The 19,589-nt window shown below is 60.0% G+C and carries 19 protein-coding genes; all 19 read right to left on the bottom strand.

Annotated features, from left to right (window positions below; all coding sequences use genetic code 11):
* Positions 1-11: 11 nt before the first annotated feature.
* The 19 genes from EV286_RS00930 to EV286_RS00840 all read right to left on the bottom strand — a co-directional run bounded on the left by EV286_RS00930 (position 12) and on the right by EV286_RS00840 (position 19,315).
* Positions 12-764: a flagellar biosynthetic protein FliR gene (locus EV286_RS00930; RefSeq protein ID WP_132955122.1), complete on the bottom strand. Its 753-nt coding sequence runs from the start codon at positions 762-764 to the stop codon at positions 12-14.
* On the bottom strand, positions 761-2,848 hold the full coding sequence (gene flhA / locus EV286_RS00925) for a flagellar biosynthesis protein FlhA (RefSeq protein WP_132955121.1): 2,088 nt from the start codon (positions 2,846-2,848) through the stop codon (positions 761-763). Before flhA ends, EV286_RS00930 begins: the two co-directional genes overlap by 4 nt.
* Positions 2,849-3,001: 153 nt before the next feature.
* Entirely contained in the window at positions 3,002-3,268 is a 267-nt protein-coding gene (fliQ, locus tag EV286_RS00920; protein ID WP_132955120.1) for a flagellar biosynthesis protein FliQ, read from the bottom strand.
* Positions 3,269-3,302: 34 nt separating this feature from the next.
* Complete coding sequence (gene flgD / locus EV286_RS00915) at positions 3,303-3,758, bottom strand: flagellar hook assembly protein FlgD (protein ID WP_132955119.1); 456 nt, start codon at positions 3,756-3,758, stop codon at positions 3,303-3,305.
* The gene (gene flbT / locus EV286_RS00910) at positions 3,749-4,198 is read right to left on the bottom strand and encodes a flagellar biosynthesis repressor FlbT (RefSeq protein WP_132955118.1); all 450 of its coding nucleotides are present in this window, start codon (positions 4,196-4,198) and stop codon (positions 3,749-3,751) included. Before flbT ends, flgD begins: the two co-directional genes overlap by 10 nt.
* Positions 4,195-4,542, bottom strand: coding sequence for a flagellar biosynthesis regulator FlaF (flaF, locus tag EV286_RS00905; RefSeq protein ID WP_132955117.1), 348 nt, complete (start codon positions 4,540-4,542; stop codon positions 4,195-4,197). Before flaF ends, flbT begins: the two co-directional genes overlap by 4 nt.
* 37 nt (positions 4,543-4,579) lie before the next feature.
* Positions 4,580-5,641, bottom strand: a complete 1,062-nt coding sequence (locus tag EV286_RS00900) for a flagellar hook-associated family protein (protein ID WP_132955116.1) — start codon at positions 5,639-5,641, stop codon at positions 4,580-4,582.
* Between the two features lie 3 nt (positions 5,642-5,644).
* Positions 5,645-7,120: a flagellar hook-associated protein FlgK gene (gene flgK, locus EV286_RS00895; protein WP_132955115.1), complete on the bottom strand. Its 1,476-nt coding sequence runs from the start codon at positions 7,118-7,120 to the stop codon at positions 5,645-5,647.
* Between the two features lie 19 nt (positions 7,121-7,139).
* Complete coding sequence (locus EV286_RS00890; RefSeq protein ID WP_132955114.1) at positions 7,140-8,438, bottom strand: flagellar hook protein FlgE; 1,299 nt, start codon at positions 8,436-8,438, stop codon at positions 7,140-7,142.
* Positions 8,439-8,556: 118 nt separating this feature from the next.
* Positions 8,557-9,228: a winged helix-turn-helix domain-containing protein gene (locus EV286_RS00885; protein WP_132955113.1), complete on the bottom strand. Its 672-nt coding sequence runs from the start codon at positions 9,226-9,228 to the stop codon at positions 8,557-8,559.
* A 278-nt stretch (positions 9,229-9,506) separates the two neighbouring features.
* On the bottom strand, positions 9,507-10,082 hold the full coding sequence (locus tag EV286_RS00880) for a transglycosylase SLT domain-containing protein (protein ID WP_132955112.1): 576 nt from the start codon (positions 10,080-10,082) through the stop codon (positions 9,507-9,509).
* Entirely contained in the window at positions 10,012-11,436 is a 1,425-nt protein-coding gene (locus tag EV286_RS00875) for a flagellar hook-length control protein FliK (RefSeq protein WP_132955111.1), read from the bottom strand. The genes EV286_RS00880 and EV286_RS00875 overlap by 71 nt, the downstream gene beginning before the upstream one ends.
* Positions 11,437-11,438: 2 nt before the next feature.
* Positions 11,439-12,737: a chemotaxis protein MotC gene (gene motC, locus EV286_RS00870; protein WP_132955110.1), complete on the bottom strand. Its 1,299-nt coding sequence runs from the start codon at positions 12,735-12,737 to the stop codon at positions 11,439-11,441.
* 4 nt (positions 12,738-12,741) lie between these two features.
* Positions 12,742-14,004, bottom strand: coding sequence for a MotB family protein (locus EV286_RS00865; protein WP_132955109.1), 1,263 nt, complete (start codon positions 14,002-14,004; stop codon positions 12,742-12,744).
* Positions 14,001-14,543, bottom strand: coding sequence for a hypothetical protein (locus tag EV286_RS00860; RefSeq protein WP_245500581.1), 543 nt, complete (start codon positions 14,541-14,543; stop codon positions 14,001-14,003). Before EV286_RS00860 ends, EV286_RS00865 begins: the two co-directional genes overlap by 4 nt.
* 326 nt (positions 14,544-14,869) lie before the next feature.
* The gene (locus EV286_RS00855; RefSeq protein ID WP_132955107.1) at positions 14,870-15,835 is read right to left on the bottom strand and encodes a flagellin; all 966 of its coding nucleotides are present in this window, start codon (positions 15,833-15,835) and stop codon (positions 14,870-14,872) included.
* 275 nt (positions 15,836-16,110) lie between these two features.
* Complete coding sequence (locus tag EV286_RS00850; RefSeq protein ID WP_132955106.1) at positions 16,111-17,004, bottom strand: flagellin; 894 nt, start codon at positions 17,002-17,004, stop codon at positions 16,111-16,113.
* 250 nt (positions 17,005-17,254) lie between these two features.
* Positions 17,255-18,148 carry a flagellin gene (locus tag EV286_RS00845; RefSeq protein WP_132955105.1) on the bottom strand — a complete coding sequence of 298 codons (894 nt, stop codon included), beginning with the start codon at positions 18,146-18,148 and terminating at the stop codon, positions 17,255-17,257.
* Positions 18,149-18,424: 276 nt separating this feature from the next.
* On the bottom strand, positions 18,425-19,315 hold the full coding sequence (locus tag EV286_RS00840; RefSeq protein WP_132955104.1) for a flagellin: 891 nt from the start codon (positions 19,313-19,315) through the stop codon (positions 18,425-18,427).
* Between the last annotated feature and the right edge of the window lie 274 nt (positions 19,316-19,589).

Below are 19,589 nucleotides of genomic sequence, written 5' to 3'. Positions count from 1 at the left end.
CGCGCCTCCGCCTACCTGCCGATGAAGACATTTCCGAACGCATCGGCGAACTGGCTGACCAACGCCGCGATGGAAAGGTAGAACATGAACAGCCCGCCCATGAGAAGGTAGGGAGTCGAGATGAAGTAGACCGGTATCTGCGGCGCGAGCTTGTTGATGAAACCGATGGAGACGTTGAACATCAGACCATACAGAATGAACGGGCTGGAGAGCCGCAGCATGATGTACGTCGTCGACTCCAACGTGTCTGTGATCGAGATCAGGTTGCTGCGCATCTGTATCTCCGCACCAAGCGAAACGACCGAATAGGAGTCGATGAGCGCGCGGAAGACGATGTGGTGAAAGTCGAGGATGAAGAGAAGCATGAGACCGGAGAAGGTGATCATGTTCGTCAGGCCGGTCTCAAAGGTATCCTCGACGATATCGACCGCACCCGGCGTGCTGTAGCCGATCATCATCGATATGATCGTGCCGGCGAATTGCAGGCCCAACGTGTAGAGGCGAGCAAGCATGCCGTACATCGCCCCCACCAGAGATTCGGTGAAGATGAGCCCTATATAAGTCGCGCCCGGAGCCGAGACGCGGGGATAGATGGTGTCCCAGAGGACCGGAAGCATCGCCATCGAAAGGGCCACTGCGATGAGGAGCCTGATCTGCACCGGTATCCGCGAAGAGGAAAAACCCGGCAGGATCATCACGCAGGTGCCGATTCGGCAAAAGGCGATGAAAAGCGCAAGGATGGTCCCCTGGGGATCCGAAATCATGAAATCGAGCCTAGAATCTTTATCTCGATGCCCTTTGCCAGCTCGACATGCGACAGAACCGGAAGCGTGGCGAACAGGCGCTCGATGATCATGCGCACATAGGAGCGTGTTTCCGGTGACGTGACAAGGGCGAATGGCAGGCCGCGATCCATGAATTCACGGATAACCTTCGTCGCCTGCTCGCTGAACTCCTCGAGGCTGCGCGGATCGATGTCAAACTCGACGACTTCACCCTTGGCGTCGCGTTTCAGCGCCTGGTGGAAAGCGAGGTCCCACTTGCTGCCGAGACGCAGGACGCGGAGCACGCCGTTGTCCGCCAGGTCCCCGCAAAGCTGTTGCGCCATGCGGATTCGCACATGCTCGACGATCTGTTCCGTCTTTCTGACATGCGGGGCGAGCTCCGCCACTGCTTCGAGGATGAGATGCAGGTTGCGGATCGAGACGCGCTCGGCGAGCAGCAGCTTGAGGACAGCCTGCAGGCCCGAATAGGACATGTGCGAGGAGCAAATCTCATCGGCGAGCTTCTTGTACTCGGGATCGAGGCGATCGATCAGGATCTTTACGTCCTTGTAGGACAGAAGCTGCGGCAGGTTGTTGCGGATGACTTCGCTCATATGCGTCAGGACGACAGAGACGTTGTCGATCGGCTGGAAGCCTTCGCGCTTCAGATCTTCGGTGAAGGCCTCGAGGATCGAGACGGCCGGCATGCCGAAGGCGGGTTCCCTGATTTCATCGCCCGGCACGCTCGGTTTGCGACCCGAGCCGGTGACAACGAGCACTTCGCCGACGCGGAGCATATTCGAAGCGACCGTCGTGCCATGGATACGTATCTGATAGGACTTTTCCGCGATCGAGATGTCGTCCGTGACCTTGATTTCCGGCACGACGAACCCGTACTGGGTCGCGAATTTCTTGCGCATCTTGCCGACGCGGAAAGCCAGCTCCTGATGCGCCCCGAGCAGGCGCGTAGAGACCATCTTGCCAAGCGCGAGCTCGATCTCCGCAGTCTTCAGGACCGACTTGACCGAATCCTTCTCCAACTCCTTGGACTGGACGACCTTCTTTTCCTCCTGCTCGCGACGCGCGTTGTTTTCCGCCTCGATCTGGCGCGGGATGAACCAGCTGCCGAAGGCAAGCACGCTACCGAGGGCGAGGAAGGGGAGTGTCGGCAGGCCTGGCATGATTGCAAGAATGCCCATCAGGACCGCGGAGACCGACAGCGCGCGCGGATAGCCGCTCAGCTGGTTGACGACCGCCTGGTCGGTGGAGCCGGACGTGCCGCCGCGCGAGACGAGAAGACCGGCCGCAAGCGAAACGATCAGCGCCGGCATCTGCGACACAAGACCATCGCCAACCGACAGCTTCACGAAGACGTCGGCGGCTTCGGAGATTGGCATCCCATGGCGGAAATAGCCGATGATGATGCCGCCGAAGACGTTGATCGCGGTGATGATGAGGCCGGCGACGGCGTCGCCGCGCACGAATTTCGAAGCACCGTCCATCGCGCCGAAGAATGAGGATTCTTCCTCGAGCTCCCGGCGGCGGCGCTGTGCCTCCTTCTCGTCGATGATGCCGGCCGAGAGGTCGGCGTCGATGGACATCTGCTTGCCGGGGATGGCGTCGAGGGTGAAGCGCGCACCGACTTCTGCAATACGTGTGGCGCCCTTGGTGATGACGATGAAGTTGATGGTGATCAGGATCAGGAAGACGATCAGACCGATCACGAAATCGCCCGACATCACAAGGCTCGCGAAGCCGGCAATGACGCCGCCGGCCGCATTATGACCCTCGTGTCCATGCGAGAGAATGACGCGCGTCGTGGCGATGTTCAGCGACAATCGCACCATCGTGGCGATCAGCAGCACGGTCGGGAATGACGAGAAATCGAGGGGTCTCTGGATCCATAGGGAGACCATGAGGATCAGGACGGAGAGCGCGATCGAGAATGCCAGGCCCATATCGATGAGAAAGGGCGGGATCGGCAGGAAGAGCACGCAGAGGATGACGACGATGCCCAGGGCAAAGCCGATGTCCCTCATGCTCGGCGTCACTTTAGGGAGAGGTATTGCGGGTGGTTGCGCCATCTCTGATCCGTCTCTTCATGAGAGGGAGGCAAACGGAGAACCCACTTGCCCAATTCAGATCGAGAACTAGAGGGCGAAGCTTGCGCGAGGGTGGCCGCGCGAGGCTGGCGGTCAACCACAAGGCGACTGAGCGCAACCGGTGAAGCGGCGCCCTCAGAAGCCGGATTGAATGCGGGAGAAGACGAGATTGGCGAAGATCGATATCTGCGCCCCGATAAAGGGCGCGGATACGCCGATGGCGATCATGATCGCGACGATCTTGGGCACGAAGGTCAGCGTGACTTCCTGCACCTGGGTCAGGGCCTGGATAAGCGCGATGATCAGGCCGACAACCATCGCCGCAAGGACGGCCGGGCCGGATGCAATCAAAACCGTCCAGACAGCCGCTTGCAGAATATCAAGCGCATCAGCTTCATTCATCCTCGGACCCTCCATCGAGCCGCGGAATTATAGCTCAGGCGCTGCTCGATTCGCCACCGTCATCGGGCGTTTCGGAAGCCGGCGGCGTGCCGATCGTGATGCCGGGCTGGATCAGGATGTTCTTGCCGTCCTTGGTCGTCGCGATAAGGCCGTCCGAATAGACCTTGACCGATTCCACGACGCCGGAAATGGTTCCGTCCGCGCTCGTCATCGTCTGGCCGATATAGGTAGCGGCCTGAGTCAGCGTCTGGCTCTGCAGGATAGTATCCAGCTTCGAATTCGTCTGGATCGTCTGCTCGACCTGCGAGAATGTCGCGAGCTGTGCGACCTGCTCGCTCGCATCCATCGGATCGGTCGGATCCTGCGTCTTCATCTGGGCGATGAGGAGCTTGAGGAAGCTGTTGTAATTCATGCTCGCCGCGCTTGCGGCGGGCGAACTGGAGCTCGACTTGTTCGTCGAAGTGCTTGAGCCGATTGGGTCTACCGCCATGGTGCGATCTCCTTGCGGATCTGCTCGACCGTGGCCGCCGGCATCTCCTGATTGTTCAGAATGTTGTCCTCGATCGGATAAAGGGTGCGAATGGCCTTCAGGGCTTCGAAGGCCCTGCCGCTCGCGACCAGGGCATCGATCCGCTTGAGTTCGGCCAGTACCGCTTCGTTCTTGAAGCAATTCAGCAGCATGACCACCGACTTGCGGAACAGCGCGACCGACTGCTCCTTGCCCTCGGGGTTGATGAGGATCATCTGCGCGATGAAATAGAGCTGGCGCAGCGGCGTCGTGGCGCCTTCCGGCTGCAGGACATGGTTTTCGAGAAGGAACGTCACATCATTCAGGAATTCCAACGCGACCTTGCGGTCGACTCTAAGCACGGCGCCGTTGATGAAAATCCGTTCACCGGCCTTAAGCGAAATTCGTAGGGTACTTTTCATTTCAATCCATCCCTGATGATGGTGGTGACGTCAATAATGCCCTGATAGTTCGTCGACTGGCGCCTTCTGATCTTCTCGCATTCCTTCAGTATCCAGATCGCGATGGAGATGAGATTGGCGCGCAGCTCTACTTCGAGCTGGTTCTCGGGGCTCTTCAAGTCTTCGATGAAGCCGGTCCATACGCGCCGCGTATAAAACAGTGCTTCGATGGCTTCGCGCGAATATTTTCCCTTGTCCCGCGCTATCGCCAGCAGCGATATCGACCGATCCAACACCTGGCGTTCGCGCTCCTTGGCGTCCGCCACGTCATCCTGCATGATCTCGGCATAGGAGAACTGATACATTCATGCATCCTTCTTGGTCATTGCCTGCCTTTGATCATCAAAGGTAGTTTACGAGGCTCAGCTGCTGGATCTTCGCCACGATGGTGTATGCTGTCTCCAACTGGGTTTCCAAAGTGTTTACCAGCGTGGATGCTTCGTATTGATCGACGCCCTCGAGGTCGACGATCTTGTTCTGGATGATGTCCTTCTGCGCATCGAGCGCATCATTCGCCTTCGTGACCCGCTCCTCAGAGAGGCCGAGCTGGCTCTGCTGATCGGTGAGGCCGTCGATTGCCTGGCGCGTGTAGCTGATCGCCTTGTCATTGACGGCGTTCAGAGCGCCGGTCGGAAGGCCCTGGCCCATGAGTGCAGTCGTCACGACCGATGCGAGCGCGAAGTAGCGCATGCCTTCGGAATTCGTGTTCGTCGAGGACTCGATGACTTCCGAGTTGCTGATCCGGCTCGTCATGTTCTGGCTAGAAGCGCTCGACCAGCTTGCCCAGTTGAAGGGTGCCGGTTGGCTGTCGTCGGTGAACATCGGCTCGACTTCAGTCTCGATGAAATCCGTCATCTGATCGCCGGTCAAGTCGGCCTTCGTGGCCACCGGCGGGGTCTGGGCAGCCATGTAGGCCGTCAGTCGAGCATTGATCTCGGTCGTGAAATCACTCGTCTTGTCTGTCAGCGGCTGCACATCGGTATTGATCCCAGCGAAAAGATACTCGCCGTTGACCATCGTGTTGCCATAGCTCATCAGCGTTGCGAGCGCAGACGTCGCCGTCTGGTTCGCAAGCTGGACGCTGCTCGAATCGTCGTTTCCGCGAAGCGCGATCAGCTGGTCGAGCATCTCCTGGCCGGCCTTGCCCATGGCAGAGAGTGCCACCTGGGAGGATTCGAGCCGCTGGCTGACGACGGAATTGCTCTTCACGATCGCGTCGATCCGCGAGACCTCGCGCGAAAAGTCGACGCTCTTGGCTGCGTGACCGCCGAGCGAGATACCGATATCCGCATAGCGGCCCGTCGTCGCTTCCTGCGAAGCCTTGATCATCTGGTTCTGAGACTGGCGGATCGTCAGCCTCATAGCATTCTGAATTGCCGAACTTGAAATAAATGATGATTTCATGACTTAGCTCGCAATCTCCAGCAGCGACTTCAACATTTCGTCGACCGCGTTAAGTATCTTTGTCGCAGCCTTGTAGGACTGCTCGATATCGAGAAGCAGTGACAACTCTTCGTCCAGGTTGACGCCGGTCTCGTTGGAATAGGCCTCGTTGGAGCGCGACAATTGCGCTGTGCTATTCTCGGCCGCGGCGGTCGCGTTGCTGCGCTTGTCTTCCACCCAGCCGATCGAATTCGAGGCGAAGTCCATGATGGTGGCGTTGGAGTCGACGCCCGCGGCGGGATCGAAGGCCATCTTCGTGCCCATCGCGCTAATGAAGGCGTCGAGCTGGTCAGAATAGCCGCTGCTTTTGTTTGGCGGCGGGTTTTTGTCGTAGGCTGTCCCGTTGATGCCCCCGTCGCGCAGCCGCATGGGATCGCCGCCCTCGGACGTGATGACGCCGGTCGGGCCACCAGCGACCTTGATGCTCGCCGCAATACCGTCGATGATCGTGCCGCCGGTTGTCGACGCGGGAGCGCCACCCCAGGTGAACAGTCCCGGCAGTGTCGTCGGCGGCGTGCCACCCGTTTCGGAGAACATATTGACGAGACCGCGCGCGATTTCGTCCAGCTGCGACTGGTAGGTCGGTATGACCTCGTCGCGCATCTGCAGCAAGGCCTGGATGGTACCCTGCCCAGTCGTGTTTGCACCCTTGCCCGCTCCGACAGCCACGCCGTCGATATAAACCGCGTTGCCTGCGGGACCATCGGCACTGAAGGCGTTGGTCGACTGGAACGAGACAGTGCGCGGGATCGTCTCGAACAGGGTGATCCCCTCGTTCGTGTAGATCGCGATGTCGTTGTTCGCGCGCGCATAGGTCTTGATGCCGACAATCTGCGAAATCTGCTTGAGCAGTGCGTCGCGGCGGTCGAGTGCGTCGTTCGGATCGCCGCCGGTCGCCGTCGCCGCCTTGACCGCATCGTTGGCGAGCTTGAACTCCGAGAGCAGCCCGTTCAGGTTATCGACCGCGGTCGAGATTTCCTTGTCAGCCTCGGTGCGCATCGTCTGGATCGATGTCGAGGCCTTGTTCAACGAATTCGCCACGTCCTGTGCGGCGGTAACCGCACTCTGGGCTGCGGTGATGCTGCCGGGCGAAGCGGCGAAGGTCTGGAGCGCGTCTTGCAACTCGGAAAGGTAAGTCGCAGGCGACGTTTCGTAGTCGTTGCCGCCGAGCGTGGCCTTGATGTCCGTCAAGCCCTTCAGAAGTCGCTGTTGGGCAGCATCAGCCGATTTCGCATCCAGAAACTGCCGCTGGAGCGCCTCTTCCTGCGCACGCGAGTTCCTGACGACCTGCGCGCCGTTAAGCGACGTGGAGATCATCGCCTGGCGTCGGACGTAGTCCGCATTGCCGGCATTCGCGATATTGTTCGATACCACGCTACTCTGGGTGCCGGTATTGTTGAATATGGACTGCGCGGTATTGAGTGCAGAAGTAAGCGACATGGCTGATGCGGCGCCCTAGTTATCTCTTCAGGTTGACGAGAACGTCCATGATGTCCGAGCCCGTCTGGAACACCTTCGAATTTGCGGTGTAGCTGCGCTGCGCTTCGATCATCTCGGTCAGTTCGCCGGCGAGGTCGACGTTCGAGCCTTCAAGCGCACCGGCCTGGATGGTGCCCATGCCGTTGGTCATGGGGAACCCGGTCACGGTAACGCCCGACTGGCCGTTCGCGCTGTAGACGTTGCCGCTCATCAGGGTCAGGTTGTCGGGGCTTGCAACGGTCGCCAGCGGAACGCGGTAGAGCGCCTTCGTGCTGCCATCCTTGTACTTGGCGTAGACGGTGCCGTCGGCGTCGATCTTTACATCCGTCACCGGGCTTGCTGCCTGGCCGTTCGGCGACCCGGTTCCCTGGAAGTCGGCGCCGAGCTGCGTGAAGTTCGAAAGATTCATGCCGATGCTGAGGCCAGTGGCCGGGTCGGCGATGGTCACCGAACCGCCGCTCGTAAGCTTGCCGTAGTCGTCGAAAGTCATGGCGCCCGTCGCGACTGGGCCGGTGCTGTAGGGGAAGGAGCTCGTACCGCCGGTCGCCGCATCCGCCGCACGATAGATCGCGACTTCCCAGGCGGCCTCGGTCGGAGGCGTGGCAGTCGGGTCCGCTTCAGCAGTCTTGGTGAAGTAGAGGTCGTAGGTTACGGTGTTGCCCAGCTTGTCATAGGCCACCATCGACGTCTTCCAGGTGCTGGACGTCACCGGCGGCGTACCGGTCGGGTTTTCGCTAGGCCGGTTCGCAAGCGGGACCGCCGGCGAGCTGGCTTTGAGGTTGCCGCTGAAGGTACCTGACGTAGACGCGATCGCAGTCAGGCCCTGCTGCATGACGTTGACCGGCACGAGGCCTTCGAAGCCGTTGACGACCACGGACGGCGCTCCAGAGCTGTAGGGGTAGCCCATCAGCGTGAAGCCGGCAGAGTTCACGAGGTTGCCCATGTCATCCGGCGTGAAGTCGCCGGCACGAGTGAGAACCGGAATGCCGTCACCGCCCTGCACGATGAAGAAGCCGTCGCCGGAGATCGCAAGGTCGGTGCTCGACGTCGTGTAGGAAATGTCGCCCTGCTGGGAAACCGCATAGCGAACCGTCGTCTGCACGCCGCCGGAATTGTAGTTGCCGGCAGTCGAAGGCAGGACGAGGGAGGAGAAGCTCGTCGAAGCGCCCTTGTAACCGGTCGTGTTAACGTTCGCGATGTTATCGGCGACGGTGCTGAGGCGGTTCGCCTGTGCGTTCATTCCCGAAACCGCGGTCTTCATGCTGCCGAAAATGCTCATCTGAAATCCTCATTTCGCTCGTTATGGAAAGAATATGATTTGGGCCTTGCGTGAGGCTGTCTGACGAGAGGCGGCGCGAAATATGCAACCGCGCCCCTGGCGCAAGGCACTGCTGAAATCAGTTCCAATCGATGCAGTAACCAAGGAAGCGCTTGGAATCGACGGGATCGAAACCAAGCTTCTTGCGCAATTTCTTGCGCAGCTTTGAGATGTGGCTTTCGACCACGTTCTCTTCGACTTCCTCGTCGAAGATGCCGTAGATCGCATTGAAGATCTGCGTCTTCGTGACCCGGCGGCCACGATTGGCAATCAGGTATTCCAGGATGCGGCGCTCGCGCCGTGGCAGAGCGAAGACCTCGCCGTTGATCTCCGGATCGCGGCCATCGGAATAGACCCGAATCGCGCCGATCTCGGTGTAGTTCGCGATCGCCTTCAGGCGACGGCGAATGGCAGCCGCCCGTGCCAGGATTTCCCGCGGATGAACCGGCTTGCGAACCACGTCGTCGACCCCGCAGTCGAACAGGGCAAGCGTATTTTCCAGCGAGGGCTGGTCGCTGACGGCGATCACCGGCGCCTGCGAGCGGTCGCGTATTGCACGCGGCAGCTCCAGGGAGTGCTGGCTCTGGCCGATCAGAAAGGCCTCAACTGCCGCGATATCCGAATCGGCGGCCGTCTGTACCCATTCGCCAAACTCAGAAGGATCAAACCCGGTCGAAGGAATTCCCTCGCGCCCAAAAAGAGAAGTATAGCCGTCTTTAACGAGCTCGCGCTCATCAACCACTACGATCATTCGTCCGCCTCCGAATCAGTGTGGTGCCTCGATATGCAATGGGTACGAATCGAGCGAATCAGCGGCAACTGGAGGAAGTTAATGGCGGGAATTAACAATTGATTAAGATCCGAGCGCCGATTTGCTCTAGATCTAGTATGTTCACAGCTTATATGCCACAAAAATTTCGTGGAGAAGTTAACAGCAACTTGACATGCCTATTGCGCAACACTTTTCCTCCGCATTCCTGCCATATTGTGGCACAAATGCGAAAACGGATTTATTCCATTTTTGGTTGCTTAATTTTGACAGAAATTTGCCGCGTTGGCTGTCCACTTGCCATAGCCCGTCGCGACCAGATTGGCTATGACCCGGCAGACATATTTCTTCTGCGCGGGATCGTTATTTGGCCCGGCGTGATATCTTGCAACAGCCATCGTCCAGGTCTCGTGGCGCGCATGTAGGTTCTGGAGAAACTTCGCCGCGTATTCTACATTGCGATGCGGATCAAACATGTCCTGCGCCGACGCGAAATTCTCGCCGTGGAAGTAGTGGTTGATCTGCATGCAGCCGATGTCGATCAATTTTGCGCCGCCCTGCCTGGCCGCAGCAAATTGCCGCAACGCATCCTGCTCGGAGGGCGGGAACACCGCCTTCCCCTCAATGTTCATCGCATACGGATAGAGGGAGCCTTTCCGCCCGGTCTCCGTGAGACCGACCGAGTAGAGGATACCTTCGGGAATGCCGTATTTTGCTGCGGCCGACTGTATCTCGCGCTCGCAAGCGCCGTTCGACGCCTTGACCTCAGAGGTAGACGTCGCCAGAGCTGCCGCGCCCAGCAAGGCCAGGAATGCGCTCCTCAGCACCGCCGCCATTCGCATTGCGTAAGCCGTCATTGTCACTTGTCCGCTGTTCTGCCCGGCCTTCTCCACGCGCCTGCGGTTCACTGCCCTGCCCCTGGTTGGCCGATGACTGCTGCTGCGAGGACTGTCCCTGGAAATTCGATTGCGCGCCGGCGTCCGAGCGATCGGTCGGAGCGATGCTCACTGTGATATTGTCGACGGCATAGCCCTGGGCACGCAGCGCCTCGACGATCTTCGTATGGTCTTCGCGCAACTGCCGGTATGCCGCTGGTGTCTCGACCTTGAGATCGACGCTGAGCTCGTCTCCCTTGAGGCGCATCGTTGCCGTAACGAGCCCGAGGTCGATCGGATGCATCTGGATCTTCAGCATATTGACGACCTTGCCCGTGCTTGTCCACGCCGCGGCGTTGGAGAGCGCCGAGCCCGGTTGCATCGAACTCGCCCATTCGGAATCGCCTGTCATCGCAGCAGCGACCGCTGCCGAATTGGAGCCCTGGGCCAGACCGATGAAGCGCCGGGATTCGAGCACGGAAACGTTTTCCACGTCGCCGCCCTGCGCCGACCGCGTCTCGGTCTCGACGCCGTCCTTGCCGGCGTTGATCGTCATATCCATTGACTTGCCGCGGCCATCGGCCCGGCTCAGCCTGAACGTCCTGCCCGCATCGCTTGTCTCGGCGCCAGGAACTGCTTCAGTTGCCTGCTGATCGACATTTGCGAGAGCGCCACTCGCTGTCAGATCGTCCTGGGTTCGGCGCGGGCCAAGCTCCTGGCCGTGACCATGTGCGGCCCCGGCGATCGTCTGCGCCGGAATGGCGCGGTCGGTTCCATCACCACCCTTGAGAAGCGTCAACACATCCGAGAGCGAGTCGTCGGCGGAATCCTTCTCGACCTTGTCCTTGGCATCCTTCTGGGTGCCGGTGGTCTTGGCGATATGCGGGAGATCTTTCTGGCCGGTCGCATCCTTGATGCTTTCCGCGGTAGCTGCCGCGTGCGGCAACGGCTTATTCGGTCTCGCATCGCCAAGAGCCGCCTCCGCTTCAGCAGTACTCCCGCGCGGCATATCGCCCGCAGCTGCAGGATCCGTTGCGATCGCGGTATTGCCGATATCGATCAGCGGCTTGGCGTGATGGGATGAGCCGGGCCCGCCCTTTACGCTGCCGGCCGGGGCACCGCCTTGCGAGCTTCCGCCTTGCGCAGCGTCCGCGCTTCCACCCTGACTTTCGCTCTCTCCGCCCTTGGCATTCGCGAGCGCTTCAAGGAAACCGCCGCCTTGCGGGGCGTCGCCGGCCCTGCTGCCGGCCCGCCCGGAATTCGACGCCGAGACTGCGTCTGCGCCTGTTGTGCTGCCTGAAACGCTCATATCCATGGTCAATTGCTTTCCTGCTCCAGCAGGCCATCGATCTCGTCCAGTTTGGATCGGCTCGTCGTGACGAACGAACTGAACGAGTTATCGGCCTCCTGCCCCTCCTGTGTGCTTCCGTGCTCGGCCCGAGGGGCCGTCTCGCCCCCACCGGCATCATTTACGGCAGGTGCCGCGGCGATGTCAGGGATCTGAGTTTCAGAAGCCTTTTCTTCATTAGCAGGAATAGAAGTTGAGCCTTGCGTCAGGCTTTTCGGATCGGGTGCCCGCAGGACGGCTTCAGCAACCGCCTTTGCCGCCGCACGCAGCGCACGGTCACGCGGCGAGAGTTCGCTTTCGGACACGTCGCTGATATCCTTCATGGCCGCCCCGACATTGGAGGTCGGGACGCTGGCCACGCCGCCGTAGAAACCCGCGAGCGTGCCGAACGCGTCGTCGCCACCACTTGTCAGCGCCCGGGCCTGTTCAGCGGCATGTCGTGCCAACTCGCCCTTGCCGGCGATCGCGGCGCTCCGCGCCAGCCGCAGATAGACCTCGCGCTGCCTGGCGTCATCCATGAACGAGAGGATGGTGGTTATATCGTCGTCCTTGACCTCGCCATAATGCTCAACAGCGAGCCTCACGAACAGATCGGCGAACTGGCTTGCGTAGGGTGAGTGCAGGAACCGGCGGACATATCGTCCCGAGTAGGACAGACCCTCTTTAGCCATGCCTGCATCGGTAGTGATTGCGATCGACCGGCGAAGTGCAGCTTCCTCCACGATAGTCCCGGGCGCAGAAAGCCTCGCCCAGTCATACAGCTGCAGGGCCTCCTTCGGGTCTGTCGCGATCATGACGTTGCCGCCGATCAGCGCCAGGTAGGGGCCTATCTTTTGCTCCCGGTATTCCTTGGCCATAGCCACAAGCGTCTTGCCGACGAGAAGGCCCTTGCCGCCGAGGTATTTCCTCAGGACATCGGTGACGCGGTTGTCAAAGTGACCGTCCACGTCGCGCGATACCAGATATTCCAGTGTCTCCGGATTGCCGCCGCTCATGCCATAGATCAGCGCCGCATCGACATTGCGCGGATCGTCGAAAGCCGCGGCTTCGACCGTGCGGAACCTGTTGTCGATCGTCGTCAGCATGAAGCGCTGCATCTCGGCGGCGGAGTGGTCGCCGAGCACGACGGAATCCTGAACGAACTGCAGCGAACGCAGCATCTTGTATGGCGCAAGCTCGCCCGCGTCCTCGGCAAGACTCGCGCCGGGTGCAAGCGTCGAAAGGCCAAGGGCGGCAAACAGCCAGAAGCGATGCTGCGGACGCGCCATGGGACTAGCCTTGATCTGCCTGTATCAATATCTCGATACGGCGGTTGGCAGGATTGAACGGGTCTTCCGGCATCTTCAGGCGGCGATCGGCAAAGCCGGAGACCTGGGATATCCGCTTTTCATCAAGCCCACCATGCACGAGCATGTAGTAGGCGCTCTGTGCGCGGTCCATCGAGAGGCGCCAGTTTTCGTTCAGGCTACCCTTGAACTGCCGTCCGTCCGTATGGCCGCGGATGAGAATAACACCGCTGCGGCTTGCGAGGATCTTGCCGATCTGTTCCATGGCGAGGACCATCTCCTTGCGCGGCACGGCCGATCCGACGTTGAACATCGGGTCGTCGCCCTGGTCGGAAATGCTGACCAAAAGGCCACCCTCCGACGGCGTGACGACGAGACTTTCCGCGAGCTTACCCGCTGCTCCGCCGATCTTCTGGATGATCTCGTCCTGGAGCTTCTTGGCTGCATCCTGCTGGGCGGCGTCCTGCGTCTTGGTCTGCTGCTCTGCTTGCTCGGGCTTTTGCTCGGCAGTCCCGGCGTTGGTAGCCGCATTGGCCGCCTGCGCGTCCTGTGTCCCGGTCGAATCTTCGGAGGAAGTCCCTGCGCTCTTGGCCAGCGCAGCGATCTCGCCTTCAGCCGGTGTCTCTGTCTTCTCCGCTGCCGTCGCCTCGTTTTTCTTTTCCGCGCTCGTCACCTCGATCTGCTTCGTCCAGAAGTCCGGATCGAACGGATCGCGATAGGCCTGGCCGCCATCTGCGCCGGTCGCCGGCCCAGAATCGCTCGCACCGCCCTCACCCTTGGCGCTGACATTGGCTTGTTGGCCGACTTCCTGGGCGATCTCGGCCAGGACGGAATAGGGGTTCTCGAAATAATCGGCTTCGGAATAGTTGGTCTGATCACCCGAGGACGACGTCTGGTCGTTGCCGTCTGCGGCGGCGGCGCCCTGTGTCTCCTCCTCCGCCTTCTGTTTGGACCGCTCTCGGGTCTCTTCGCCGTCTGCATCGTCGACGGGCTTTTTCAGGCCCTTTGCTGTCGGCTTTTCGTCCGCAAGCTTGATGGGGTTGAAATAGGATGCGACCGACGCCTTCGTCTCCTCGTTGGCGGCATTCACGAGCCACATCACCAGGAAGAAGGCCATCATAGCCGTCATGAAGTCCGCATAGGCAATCTTCCACGAGCCGCCATGATGAGTGTCATGATCGCCGCCGCTGTGCCGCTTGACGATAATGATCTCGTTCTTTCCGTGGTGGTGGTTTTCCGTCTCGCTCATTCCAGAACTTTCTTCAGGCTGGCGGTCCATGCAGAGATCCGCGTCACGAGAGCGGCTTCACCGACGTCCACCGACAGGTCCAGGTCATCGGCCTCAACGTGACGCAGCAGACCTGAGCCGCTGGCGATTTCACTCTGAAGGCGTTCGAAGAGGGCTGCAGGGCCCTTGACCGTGATCGGTCCGGCCGCGCCTTCAAGGATCGCCTCCTCGAGCAGCCGCGCGAGGTTCGCAATGGATGCCTGCGCCACGGATTCGCTCAGCACCGGAGCAATCGCCGTCGCTGCCCCATCGCTCACGGCACGGGCGACTTCCGCCGCGATCTCGCGGAATTTCACGGCCATCAGCGCCGCCACCTCCGCCTCGTGCTTCTGCTTCAGCGCGTCCAGCTCGCCACGATGCGCCTCCGCCATCGCCTCGATCTCGGCCTCGTGCGTTTCAGACAGGCCACGGGTTGCTGCCTCCTGGCCTTCCGCATAGGCCTGCTGGCGCTCGGCCTCGATATCCGCCGGCGGCTCGTCGGGGAAATCGTTGAGGCCCATGGAAATATCGTCTTCGAGCGGATCCGGCACAAAGGTATGGGCCGCAGGCGCCATCTGGCCAAAATCCTTCAGGTACCGGGCAAGCGGGCTGTTCATATGTCAAACCTGCGCTGCGTGTTGGAACCGCAGGTCTCCCAATAGACTTGATTGAAAATCAATTCCGTTTCCAAAACGTTAATCATTACGTTTTCCGGTATCCGTCGCGCGAAACGCGCCCCGATGTTGCTGAGACGCCGGCAAACGGGCACCTCTGGCGTGCAGACTAGGAATTCAAACTTGTGCGAGGATGAATGGGGCCGGCGCTCAACCGCCGGCCTCATGCGCGACTATTCGAGCAATAGCAGCAGCTTGTTTGACGCATCGTTGGCGATGGCGATTGCCTGGACGCCCATCTGTTTCTGCGTCTCCACCGCCTTCTGCCGGGCCGATTCCTCATCCATGTCGGCGTCGACGAGACGGCCGACGCCCTTGTCGATGATGTCTCCGAGATCGGTAACGAACGTCGCCTGGCTTTCGATGCGCGACTTCATCGTCCCGAGCTTCGAGGCCGAGGTAGTGACTGTCTTGAGGATCGCATCGGTGACGCTGATCATGTCGTCGATGTCGGCCGAAGTCGTGTTCTCGTCGAGCGCGATTTCCTTGCCGCCGGCCGGGATCGTGGATCCGTCATCGACAAGGTAGTAGTTGCGGGGCGTCGTCGTCCCGTCCGGCCAATAGGCATTGGCGTCGTAATCCCTTGTCAGGATGCCGCGACCCGCATTTGCCGTATCGATGAGCAGGGAGTCGGCCGCAGGAAAATCGGCCGTCTGAACATAGACCTCGCCGCTCGGCCCGCGCGTGAAGGAGCCGACGACCGAGTTCTTTGCCGGCATGTTCGTATTCGTATTGAGGAGCCAGTTCTCACCGGCGAAGGTAGAGGAGTGGGTCACCGACTTCAGCTGTTCCTTGAGCGCGGTGATTTCGGCGTTGACCTGGTCCATGCTGACGCCGGGCTCGCGCGCGGCGACGAGCTTCGTACGTATTTCGGTAACAAGATCGACCGCATTGCTCATCGCCGTATAAGCGATATCGACCTTGGACGACCCCATCCCCAGCGCGTCGGAGATGGTTGAAAGGTTGCTGCTGTCGGATCGCATCGTGGTCGCCATCGACCAGTATGTCGCATCGTCGGCGGCGGTCTCGACGCGATAGCCAGAAGCGACGTGCTTCTGCGTGATCTCGGATTCCTTGTTGACGCCGCGCAGAACGATGAGAGCCGACAGCGCGGCCGCGTTCGTAATCGAAGTGGTCATCGACTAGCCTATGGATGATGAAGGGAACCAGGCCGGAAACACCGGCTGCGACCATACGGCGTCATGCCTCCGCCAGCACTTCGGCCACCGGTGCGTCGCTCGCAGCAAATCAGCTGTTGCACGGAGTTAACAAAAGATTGACCCGCCGCGCAAGCTGTAAGCCGTTCGCCGCAGCGCGACAGCAAGCTTCGGTAAAGCTTCGCGAATTTGCCAACCGAACAAAAGCAAAAGCCGCGCTCGAAGGCGCGGCTCGACTTGCTTTACGGTGTCTTGCCTTAGTTGCGGAACAGCGTGAGCAGGTTCTGGGCGCTGCTATTGGCGATCGACAGCGACTGGACGGCGAGCTGTTGCTGCGTCTGCAAAGCTGTCAGCCTGCTCGATTCCTCTTCCATGTCCGCGTCGACGAGACGGCCCACACCGGACTCGATCGAATCACTGAGGGAGGCAACGAAGGTCTCCTGCAGGCCGATACGGGTCGAGATCGAGCCGAGCTGCGAAGCAGCCTTTGTCAAGGCGCCGAGGGCCGATTCGACATCGCTGAGTGCATTGGCAATATCCCCGTCGGTTCCATTGGTGATGTCGGTATCGAAGACGGAAACACCCGACGCGCCACCGGTGCTGCCCAGGATACCGCCGGTGCTGCCACTTACGAACAGGACGTTGCCGTTCGTTCCGTCGGTGAGAATATACTGTGTCGTCTGGACCTGCACCGTACCGTCAGCATTGCGGACGAAGGACGAAACGACGCTCTTCGTGCCGATCCCCTGGACCCAGTTTTCGCCCGAGAATGAAGCTGACTGCGCGATGCTGAGAAGCTGTTCCTGCAGCTGGTCGATTTCTTCCTGTATCTTCGTCTGGTCCACGCCCTGCTCGGTCGCTGCTACCAGCTTCGACTTGATCTGCGTGACGACATCGATGGCGCTGTCCATCGCGGCATAGGCAGTATCGACCTTCGCGGCGCCGAGGCCCAACGCGTCGGAAACGGCGGAAAGCGCGCTGTTGTCGGAGCGCATCGTGGTCGCGATCGACCAGTAGGCGGCGTTGTCGGAAGCCTTCTCGACGCGGTAGCCAGAGGACACCCGGTTCTGTGTTTCCTCCAGGCTGTTGTTGATCGAGCGCAATGTCTGAAGCGCGGCCATCGCCGCAACATTGGTCAATATGCTTGACATAAGAATTCGTGCCCCTGTCGCAATGATTATTTGGGAAAGGACAGACCGGAGCTCCTCCGGGTACGGCATTCGGCCTCATGCCCGCTAACCAAGCGTTAGGATTGGTTAACTCACCGTTGCGTTGAGGCGTAGAGAAACCGATTATAGTTAATCGAGTGTTAACGGCACAAAAAAACCGCGCCCCGAGGGACGCGGTTTCTTAATGATCGGTGCGGCGCGAGGCGATCGCGCCGCTGATTATTGGACGACCTTAGCCGCGGAAGAGCGTCAAGATGTTCTGCGACGAGCTGTTTGCGATCGAGAGAGACTGGATCGCGAGCTGCTGCTGCGTCTGCAGAGCCGTCAGCTTGCTCGATTCTTCTTCCATGTTGGCGTCGACGAGACGGCCAACGCCCGAGTCGATCGAGTCGCTAAGCGAGGAGACGAAGTTGCTCTGGATGTCGATGCGGGTTGAGATCGAGCCGAGCTTCGAGCCGAGCGAGGTCATGCTCTTGAGCGCGGTTTCGACGTCCGTCAGCAGCTTGTCGATGTCAGCCTTGCTCGTGGTGTTGTCGATCGTGAAGCTGACGATCGATTCGCTGGAGGCAGCGCCGGTTGCGCCGAGGATGCCGCCCGTGCCCGTGTCGTCGAGCAGGAGGTCGGTCGCCGTGGAGGTGTATTCGGTCGTCTTGACCGAGATGCCGCCGCTGGCGTCACGGACGAAGGACGAGACAACGCTCATCGTCGTGCCGATCGTGTTCTGGACCCAGTTCTGGCCGTTGAACGAAGCCGATGCAGCAATGCTTTCCAGCTGGTCCTGGAGCTGCGTGATTTCGTCCTGGATCTTGAGCTTGTCAACGCCTTCTTCGGTAGCGGCAACGAGCTTGGCCTTGATCTCGGAGACGACGTCGATGGCGCTCTGGACGGCGGTGTAGGCGGTGTCGACCTTGGCGGCGCCCATGCCGAGGGCGTCGGAAACAGCCGAGAGAGCGCCGTTGTCGGAACGCATGGTGGTTGCGATCGACCAGTAGGCAGCGTTGTCAGCAGCCTTGCCGACGCGAAGGCCGGAAGAAACGTGGTTCTGCGTGGTGCTCAGGTTGCTGTTGACCGACCGCAGCGTCTGGAGAGCGGCCATAGCGGAGTTGTTGGTCAGAATGCTGGTCATAATAGGTTGCCCCTTGTTGGCTATGTGATGAAGGGCATTCCGGGCTCACCGGGGAACGACGTTCAGCTTCATGCCTGCCACCCTTTCGTGTTGGGGTAGGCTCGTCGTTTCGATGTCCCTAGATGACCGCAAGATGGTTAAGGAAAACTGAACTGGAAACCGAAAAAACATAAAAAAAACCGCATCTTAACCAAGAGTGCGGTTAACCGGATTTTAATAGATAAAGCGGCCGGCGTTGGCCGACCGCTTCGATTTCTTCGACTGGGCTCGTCCGGCTTAGCGGAAGAGCGACAGGATGTTCTGCGTCGAGCTGTTTGCGATCGAGAGAGACTGGATCGCGAGCTGCTGCTGCGTCTGCAGAGCCGTCAGCTTGCTCGATTCTTCTTCCATGTTGGCATCGACGAGACGGCCAACACCGGAGTCGATCGAGTCGCTGAGCGCGGAGACGAAGTTGCTCTGGATGTCGATGCGGGTTGCGATCGAGCCGAGCTTCGAGCCGAGCGAGGTCATGCTCTTGAGCGCGGTTTCGACGTCCGTCAGCAGCTTGTCGATGTCACCCTTGGTCGTGGTGTTGTCGATGCTGAAGCCGACGATCGAGTCGCTGGAGGCAGCGCCGCTTGCGCCGAGGATGCCGCCCGTGCCCGTGTCGTCGAGCAGGAGGTCGGTCGCCGTGGAGGTGTATTCGGTCGTCTTGACCGAAACGCCGCCGCTGGCGTCACGAACGAAGGACGAGACAACGCTCATCGTCGTGCCGACAGTGTTCTGGACCCAGTTCTGGCCGTTGAACGAAGCCGATGCAGCAATGCTTTCCAGCTGATCCTGGAGCTGCGTGATTTCGTCCTGGATCTTGACCTTGTCAACGCCTTCTTCGGTAGCGGCAACAAGCTTGGCCTTGATCTCGGTAACGACGTCGATGGCGCTGTCGACAGCGGTGTAGGCGGTGTCGACCTTGGCGGCGCCCATGCCGAGGGCGTCGGAAATAGCCGAAAGAGCGCTGTTGTCGGAACGCATGGTGGTTGCGATCGACCAGTAGGCAGCGTTGTCAGCAGCCTTGCCGACGCGAAGGCCCGAAGAAACGTGGTTCTGGGTGGAGGTCAGGTTGCTGTTGACAGACCGCAGCGTCTGGAGAGCGGCCATTGCAGCGTTATTGGTGTTAATGCTCGTCATAGGTGATTGTCCCCGAAAACTGAATACAAAAGGAGGACATTACCGGACTTGATACCGGCGATGACAGTTCAGCTTCATGCTCCTCGGTCCCTCGAATTGCTTGGACCAAACCCGTCATGTCGAGAGACAATCTTACATTGAAGTCTTGCAAACTCCTTAAGATCGAAACGCGAGATTGATAGCAATTGCAAATGGTTAATTGCTGATGAAGGCCCCAAAGCGCATGTCTCCGCGTGCAACATGCCCGATGCGGACGCTCCGGCTTCAAGCAAGC

This window comes from Rhizobium sp. BK251 (genome assembly GCF_004345245.1).
In the GTDB taxonomy this organism is placed as follows: domain Bacteria; phylum Pseudomonadota; class Alphaproteobacteria; order Rhizobiales; family Rhizobiaceae; genus Rhizobium.
The sequence above is the reverse complement of the archived record's forward strand: the minus strand, read 5'-3'. Positions and strand labels throughout refer to the sequence as shown.